Consider the following 6,760-nt stretch of genomic DNA (forward strand, 5'->3'; position numbering starts at 1 on the left):
AACTTCACCGTCGCTGGCGTCACCGGCACGTTCAACGCAGGCCAGACCGCCACCATCGCCAACGTCGGCACCCTGGTGATCGGAGCGAACGGTGCTTACACCTTCACCCCGGCCGCCAACTACAACGGCACGGTACCAACGGTCACCTACACCATCACCGACGGCTCGGGCACCAACGACACTTCGACCCTGAACATCAGCGTTACACCGGTCGATGACCCGAGCGTGCTGGCTGCTGACCTCAAAACTACCCTTGAGGACACGATCGCCACCGGCAACGTACTGACCAACGACCGCGATGTGGATAACGCCCTCAGCGTGGCCAAGTTCACGGTGGGTGGCGTGGAGTACACGGCAGGGAGTACCGCCACGATACTGAACGTCGGCAAGCTGACTCTCGGTGCCAACGGTGAATACAGCTTTACCCCCGCCAACAACTGGAGCGGCAAGGTTCCGACTGTCACCTACATCACCAGCACCGGTTCAAACTCCACGCTAGACATCAGTGTGACCGCGGTCGCGGATGCACCGATCGTGTCCGCCACCACGACTCAGGTCGCCGAAAACGGCAGCATTGCGTTGGGCTTGACGGTAACGTCCGCGGACACTGATGGCTCTGAAACACAGACCATTACCTCGATCGGCGGCATCCCGGCAGGTGCGACCTTGACCGACGGCACGCACACCTTTACCGGCACGCTCGGTAATACCGTCGTGAACCTCAGCGGGTGGGATGTAAGCAAATTGAGCTACACCCCGGCACCGTACGCCACCGGTACCAACACGCTGACAGTCACGGCAGTCTCGACCGAAAGCCAAGGTGGTTCGGCCAGCAATACCACTCAGATTCCGATCGCGATTAATCCGGCGGTTTATAACTCGGTCACTGGCACCACCGGTAATGACAATATCGTCGGCACCGACGGCAACGACATCATGATCGCCGACATCGGCGGGCTGACGGTGGTGCCGGGCACCAACTACAACATTGCGTTCATGGTCGACAGTTCGGGCAGTATGAGCGCGTCGTCGATCAGCGCGGCCAAGACCTCGCTGACGTCGGTGTTCAACACGCTCAAGCAGAGCATGGGTGGAAACTCGGGCACCGTGAACATCTTCCTCGCGGACTTCGATAGCCAGGTCAACAAGTCTGTTTCGGTCAACCTGAACGATCCAAATGCCCTGACCCTGCTCAAAGGGGTGCTGGATTCGATGGCTTCCGGCGGCGGCACTAACTACGAGGACGTGTTCAAAACCACGGCCAACTGGTTCCAGAGCACCGAGGCGAAGGCCAACACCGGGGCGACGAACCTCACGTACTTCATCACCGACGGCAAACCGACTTACTACCAGAGCGGTGAGCTGACCAACCCGACCTTGTACGGCAATGTGAAGCTCGACGACGTTATCACCACCAGCAATTACAAACTGGGGCAGACCTACAGCGCCACTCTGGACAGTACTCACAAACTGTCCATCGATAGCGATGGCACGGTCACGCTGCAGACGTACAAGTCCTCATGGCTTGGCAACTACTGGAGCAGTGATGATCTGGGTACCATTCGCGCCGAGGGCAACGGCACCTATGAGCTGTCCAGTCGCGACGGCACCGGCAACAGCACCGGTTCCGACGCCATCGACAACTCCTCCGATGGCTTCGCGCTCCTGGCCAAGGTGTCGGCGGTGGAAGCTATCGGCCTGAACAAGGACGTTACGCTCAGCGACCTGAGGCCGTACGACTCGGATAGAACGCCGCAGACCGACATCGATCCAAAGAACCTTGCCGACTCGATCATCGGTCATACCGAAGCGACCATGCCGGGTAACGACATCGTCAATGGCGGCAATGGCAACGACATCCTGTTCGGCGACCTGGTGAGCTTCAACGGCATCGCCGGCGAGGGTTATCCGGCGATGCAGGCGTTCGTCGCCAAAGAGACCGGCGTAGACGTCAGCAAAGTCACCACCAGCAATGTGCACCAGTACATCACCGAGCACTACACAGCGTTCGATGTATCGGGTAGCCATGATGGCAACGACTCCCTGCTGGGCGGCGCGGGCAATGACATCCTGTTCGGTTCAGGCGGTACCGATCTGCTCGACGGCGGCAGAGGCAATGACATCCTGCTGGGTGGTACCGGCAACGACTCGCTGACCGGTGGCCAGGGTAATGACATCCTGATCGGCGGATCCGGTGGCGACACCTTCGTCTGGAAGGCGGGCGACACCGGCAGCGACGTGATCAAGGATTTCAAGGCCAGCGAAGGCGACCGCATCGACCTGCGCGATCTGTTGCAGGGCGAAACCGGCAGCACCATCGACAACTTCCTGAAGATCTCTACGGTCGATGGCGTGTCGTCGCTGCAGGTCAGCTCGGGCGGCAAGTTCAACTCCGGCGACGCGGCAGCGGCCACACCGGATGTGACGATCAAACTGGAAGGCAACAACTGGTCGAGCGCCAACCTGCACAGCCTGATTGCCGGTAGCGACCCGACCATCAAGGTTGACCACAACAACAGCTGATGCGTAAAAACGACCGCCCTTATGGGGCGGTCGTCACGTTTGCGGCTACCGCCCGATGACGATTTCGTCGGCGCACCGCATACTCGCGTACAGTTGTCCTATGCTGCTGACGGCATGATGCTGGTTAATTTCCGAGGGATGCTCAATGTTTTACGTGCAACGCGATGCGCAGGGCCTGTTGGTTCGCGTGGAAGCTGCGGCTTACGCCGAGGCCACGGAGACGCTGCCGGCCGACCACCATGAAATCCAGGACTGGTACGCTAACGAGGCCGTGGAGACTAGCCTCAAGCAGCTAAAGCAGAGCGACCTGGAAATGATCCGGGTACTCGACGACTTGATTCAGGTGCTGACCCAGAAAGGCGTAATCCGCGTCACCGATCTGCCACCGGCGGCCCAGGCAAAACTCATGGACCGGACCCAAGCCCGTGAAGCATTGGGTGGCCTGAGCCATTTGATCGATGAAGAAGAAGCCGGGTTGATCTGACCTCCCGGTACCCATGAAGATCGTCCGTATCGCGAACGATCTTTTCAGGCATCAGCTCATCCCCAGGGCTTGGGCTCACCGAACAGCTGCCCCTGCACCCCATAAAGCCCCATCTCGCGAATCACCGACAATTCACCTTCGGTCTCGACCCGCTCGGCAATCAGCGGCAAATCGATACTGTGCGCCGCCCGCTGAATTGCCTCGATGAATAGACGCTTGTCGCTCTCCTGGTCAATCGATCGAATGTAACTGCCATCGATTTTCAGGTATGCCAGTCCAAGTCGTGCCAGGTTGCCAATCATGCTGAAGCGTCCGCCAAAGCGCTGCAGGCTCAAGGAGAAGCCAAGCTCTCGCAGGCGTCGGGTCAGTTGCTCCAGCACCGCCTGTTCGGGCAGTTGCTCTTCGCCGATTTCCAGGGTCAGACGTGGGCCGAGGCTGGAGTTAGCGCGCAGGATCTCGAAGACTTTGTTCAGCGCCTGGGAGTCGGCCAGGGTGGCCGATGACAGGTTCAACGCCAGTGACTCTTCGTGTCCGTGCATCTGCTCCAGCACGCGCTCGAGCATCAGCCGATCGAGCCGTGCGGTCCAGCCAAAGCGCTCCAGCCATGGCAGGAAACGCCCGGCAGGAATGGTCTGGCCTTGTTCGTCGAGCAAACGCGACAGTACTTTGTAATGCAGCACCATCTGCGTGTCCTGGGCAGCCACTACCGGCTGGAAATACAAGTCGAAACGCTGCTGACTCAGTGCCTGGTCGAGCAAGCGGTGCCAGGCGTGGTGATCGTCGCCGACGCTGGCCGAAAGACTGTGGTCCAGGCAGGCCCAGTTCTGCTCGCCCTGGCCTTCCGCTTGCGCCAATGCTTGATCGCCGAGGCTCAACACCGATTGCGGTGAGTCGCCATGGGCGAATGGTGCCAGCCCAATGGAGGCCACTGCCGGCACATCTGTAGCACCAGTGGCGTGCAGACTCGCCAAGGCGCTGTCGAGGTTTTGGGCCAGATGCAGGGCTTCTTCGCGTACCAGACCCGGTGCCAGCACAGCAAACTCACCGCCACGGATACGAGTGACCAGGTTCTGGGTTTCCGGGTATTTGGCGCATTCGCGCGACAGTTGCTCGCCGACTGCTTTAAGTACTTCATCGGTGCGCTGGCCGCCGAGTCGCTGGTTGAGTCCAGCCAGATCCTTGACCCGCAACAACAGCAGATAACCGGAGCTGGCCTGTTCAGGATTGCTGACCCGCGCATTCAGTTGCATCTCGAAATAGCGCCGGTTGGCCAATCCGGTCAAGGTGTCCTGATAGGATTCGGCTCGCAGTTTTTCGCTGCGCTCGGCCTGTTCCTGGAACAGCGCTTTGAGTTTTTCTACCATCTGGTTCATGGCCTGCACCACCCGGCGCAATTCGGGAGTGCGCGGTAATTCCGGCAGACTCAGGAATTCCCGCCGGGCGATGGCATGGGACTGCTGGACCATATAATCGAGCGGCTTGAGTTGCCGACGCAGCAACAGCGCGCCCAGCACTGCACTCACCGCGCCGCAGATCAGCAGCCAGCCAAGGCTACCCAACGCGCTTTGCCACAACTTGGCCAGAGCAAACATCGGATGGCTGACCACTTCGACCCGCGCCGCCTGTTCCCAGCCACGGCTGACTATCGCGTCACCACCGGCAGCCTCAAGACCTATCAGCTTGACGAACCAGTCCGGAACGTTGGTGACTGCAGGGATGCCCGTACGCTCAACCAGCGTCTGATCAGTCTTCACGTCGACTACGCGGATGCTCGCATAGTAGCCGCTGTCGAAAATCGAGCTGACCAACAGCTCGACCATCGCCGGGTCGTCGATGTTCGGCGTCAAGGACAACGCCAGTGCCGTAGCCGCGTCCTGAGCGTGGGAGCGCAGTTGATTGACGTATTGGGTGCGCGAGCTTTCCAGGCTGACCATGAAGCTGCCGGTGAAAGCGACTACCAGGAACAGACAGATAGCAATCAACAGCTGTTTGAACAAAGACATCTGAGCGCGTGCTCCTAATTAGTCGTCTCGAGCGGGAAACCTTCGGCCTGCATTTTTTTCAGTACATCCAGCCATCGCGAAAGGCGTTTGGTATCACCAACCTTCTGGTTGCCCTTGGCCCCAGCCAACCACAACCCTTCTGCGTTGAAAGAGTAGACCGGCAGCAGATCCTTTCGTTGGCTGGCGGGCTTAATCACGTCGATCAGGCTGTCGAGCACCAGCGGCATGGCCTCCGGGCTGGAGTAGTAGGTCAGCACCATATGCGCGCGATTCTGGGTCAGAGCCTTTACATAGGTGATACGCAACTTGTCACTGGCGACACCGAGATGGCGCAGGCTGAAGTACTTGGCTATAGCGTAGTCTTCACAGTCGCCGGCGCCCTTCCACAGCGCCTCGATCGGGGTTTCCCAGTAATCCACCTGGTGCCACAGGTCTATGTCCTCAACGTAGCGCAACTGTTTGTTGAAGAAGCGGTTAACCACATTAAGCTTCTCCAGCTCGCCGAGCTGCTTCTGGCTGGCCAATAGCTGCTGCCAGTCGTCAATGCGCTGCTGCCCCTGGCCCAAGGGCCCGTACAACCCCTGCGCCTTCCGGCTGATCAGGGAAAAATCCCAGTCGGCACTCAGGCTGCCCAGCATCACGCCAGCCAGCAGTAATGCACTGCACAGCCAACTTAGAATCCGGGGAATCGCTATAGGTGCCGTCAATGCAAAGGCATCCAGGGTGGACAGGAAGGAGTCGATTGAATGGTGAAGGTTAGCCTGAAAAAAAACAATGGCACGATGAGATCATTGGCGTCGCGCTAAACTAAAGACAGGTGAGCTACTGCTTGTTTGACTTCCCGTCAGGCAGTCACTAGTGTCATTTGGATCCAAAACCTCTGAATCAGGGTGCGTTGTAGTGACACAAAAGCCCAACCCTCTTAGCAGTATCAAGATCAACGGGCCGATTCCCGCACATCTGGCGCGTTCGGTGATCGAAGAAACCCTGCGCTCGGCCATCCTGGACGGGCGCATCCCTTGTGGTGCTGCACTGCGTCAGCAAGACCTGGCTGACCTGTTCGGCGTCAGTCGCATGCCGGTGCGCGAAGCCCTGCGCCAGCTCGAGGCACAAGCACTGCTTAATGTTGTAGCCCATAAAGGTGCCGTCGTCGCTCCGCTGGTCCAGGGTGATGCCGTGGAAACCTACGCCTTGCGCATTCTCCTGGAGTCGGAAGCGCTACGCCTGTCGATCCCATTGCTCCAGGATGCGGACATCGAACAGGCCCAACGATACATCGAAGAACTCGAAACAGAACACGACTACACCGAAATCGGCCGTCTCAACCGTCTCTTCCATATGATGCTGTACAGCAGGGCGCCCAATCGCCGGCTGTTGCAGCTGGTTGAGGACGGGTTGAATGAAGAGGAGCGCTTCCTGCGTTTCAACCTGGAGGCCATGGGCCTCGGCAAGATATCCCAGGACGACCACAGAGCTCTATTGCATGCAGCCCGGGAGCGGAATGTGGAACGCTCTGTTCAGTTGCTGGAGCTCCACCTGAACCGTGCGGTGCAAGTCATCACACGCTACCTAGACAGCCCTGAAGCTCAGGCCAGAAAGACCTCGAAGTAACCTACAGGGCCCTGAAACGACAAAACCCCTGTCTGCGTCAGCAGACAGGGGTTTCGGAATTCAATCTTGACGATGACCTACTCTCACATGGGGAAACCCCACACTACCATCGGCGATGCATCGTTTCACTGCTGAGTTC

At 58.9% G+C, this 6,760-nt stretch carries 5 protein-coding genes and 1 rRNA gene; 3 read left to right on the forward strand and 3 right to left on the reverse strand.

Features of this window, described 5'->3' with window-relative positions:
• Positions 1-2,523: type I secretion C-terminal target domain-containing protein (locus AC07OG_RS26240; protein ID WP_495068500.1), on the forward strand; the 2,523-nt coding region annotated here is incomplete at its 5' end.
• 145 nt (positions 2,524-2,668) lie between these two features.
• Positions 2,669-3,007, forward strand: a complete 339-nt coding sequence (locus AC07OG_RS26245) for a hypothetical protein (RefSeq protein ID WP_060541906.1) — start codon at positions 2,669-2,671, stop codon at positions 3,005-3,007.
• 56 nt (positions 3,008-3,063) lie between these two features.
• Here AC07OG_RS26245 and lapD read toward each other — a convergent pair whose 3' ends face one another.
• Both lapD and lapG read right to left on the reverse strand, forming a co-directional pair.
• Positions 3,064-5,010: a cyclic di-GMP receptor LapD gene (gene lapD, locus AC07OG_RS26250; RefSeq protein WP_495068501.1), complete on the reverse strand. Its 1,947-nt coding sequence runs from the start codon at positions 5,008-5,010 to the stop codon at positions 3,064-3,066.
• A 14-nt stretch (positions 5,011-5,024) separates the two neighbouring features.
• On the reverse strand, positions 5,025-5,648 hold the full coding sequence (lapG, locus tag AC07OG_RS26255; protein WP_495068502.1) for a cysteine protease LapG: 624 nt from the start codon (positions 5,646-5,648) through the stop codon (positions 5,025-5,027).
• A 262-nt stretch (positions 5,649-5,910) separates the two neighbouring features.
• Between lapG and AC07OG_RS26260 the strand changes: the two genes are divergently transcribed.
• Positions 5,911-6,621 (forward strand): GntR family transcriptional regulator, encoded by a 711-nt coding sequence (locus AC07OG_RS26260; RefSeq protein ID WP_495068503.1) that lies wholly within the window; start codon positions 5,911-5,913, stop codon positions 6,619-6,621.
• Positions 6,622-6,685: 64 nt separating this feature from the next.
• Here AC07OG_RS26260 and rrf read toward each other — a convergent pair.
• A 5S ribosomal RNA gene (rrf, locus tag AC07OG_RS26265) occupies positions 6,686-6,760 on the reverse strand; the annotation flags it as partial.

Source organism: Pseudomonas sp. GW821-FHT09H03 (assembly GCF_059415945.1).